The 1,556-nt window shown below is 66.0% G+C and carries 1 protein-coding gene; it reads left to right on the top strand.

Features of this window, described 5'->3' with window-relative positions; translation table 11 throughout:
• Positions 1–1,556, top strand: a 1,556-nt coding sequence (locus NG898_RS26025) for an FdhF/YdeP family oxidoreductase (RefSeq protein ID WP_252695097.1), incomplete at both ends; no start/stop codon positions are given.

Genomic DNA, 1,556 nt, shown 5'->3' with positions numbered 1-1,556 from the left:
CACCCGCGCATGCTCGGGGAGCTGCGTGAGGCATCCAAGCGCGGCGCCAAGATTGTTTCGTTCAACCCGCTGCGCGAGCGCGGGCTGGAGCGCTTTGCCGATCCGCAAAGCAAGATCGAAATGCTGACGCTCGGCTCCACACGCATCAGCACCGAATACCACCAGGTGCGCATCGGCGGCGACCTGGCGACGGTCAAAGGCATCATCAAACACGTGATCGAGCGTGACGATGTGGCACGCAGCCGTGGTGAACCCGCCATCATCGATCACGCCTTCATCGCCCAGCACACTGGCGGCTACGACGTCTTCGCCGCCGACGTGCGCGCCGAGTCGTGGGCGACCATCGAAGCGGAATCCGGCCTGCCCGAGCACGAAATCCGCCAGGCCGGCGACACCTACATCAAGGCCGGCAGCGTCATCGCCTGCTGGGGCATGGGCATTACGCAGCACAAGCATTCGGTCGCGACGATCCAGATGATCGTCAACCTGCTGCTCCTGCGCGGCAACATCGGCCGCCCGGGCGCCGGGGCGTGCCCCGTGCGCGGCCACAGCAACGTGCAGGGCGACCGGACGATGGGCATTTACGAGAAGCCCGCCCCGGCGTTTCTGGATCGGCTGGAGCAGGTCTTCGGGATTCAAGTACCGCGCGAACATGGCTACGACACCGTCGGCGCCATCGAGGCGATGCGCAATGGCGCGGCACGTGTGTTCTTTGCGATGGGTGGCAACTTTGCGGCGGCCACGCCGGACACTGCCGCCACGTGGGCCGGCCTGCGCCAGTGCGACCTGACCGTGCACGTGACCACCAAGCTCAACCGCAGCCACATCGTGCACGGCAAGGCCGCGCTGATCCTGCCCTGCCTGGGCCGCACCGAAGTCGACCAACAGGCCGGCGGCACGCAAGGCGTGACCGTGGAAGATTCGATGAGCATGGTGCACATGTCGGCGGGCATCAATCCGCCGGCCTCGGCGCATCTACTGTCGGAGCCAGCCATCGTGGCGCGGCTGGCGGAAGCCACGCTGCCCGAGAGCACCATCCCGTGGCGCTGGCTGGTCGAAGACTACGACCGCATCCGCGAGCGCATCGAAGCCGTGTTCGACGACTTTGCCGGCTTCAACGAGAAGATTCGTGTACCGGGCGGCTTCCGCCTGCGCAACACCGCATCCGAACGGGTGTGGAACACGCCATCGGGCAAGGCGGAATTCCACACGCACGCCGTGCCGACCGACACGCCCGTCCACCGCGCCCGCGAGCGCCATGCGGACACGACGGTCTTTACGCTCGCCACGATACGCTCGCACGACCAGTACAACACAACGATCTACGGCATGGACGACCGCTACCGCGGCGTGTTCGGCCAGCGCCGCGTGGTCTTCATCCACAAGGAAGACCTGCACACGATCCGCATGAAGGACGGTGAGTGGGTGGACATGGTGACACTGTCAGACGACGGCACCACGCGCCGCGCCGATGGCTTCCGTCTGGTGGCGTATGACATCCCGCGTGGTTGTCTGGCGGCGTATTACCCTGAGACGAATCCGCTGGTGCCGCTGTC

The organism is Ralstonia mojiangensis (assembly GCF_023955645.1).
GTDB lineage: Bacteria > Pseudomonadota > Gammaproteobacteria > Burkholderiales > Burkholderiaceae > Ralstonia > Ralstonia mojiangensis.
This window is presented reverse-complemented; position numbering and strand designations above follow the sequence as displayed.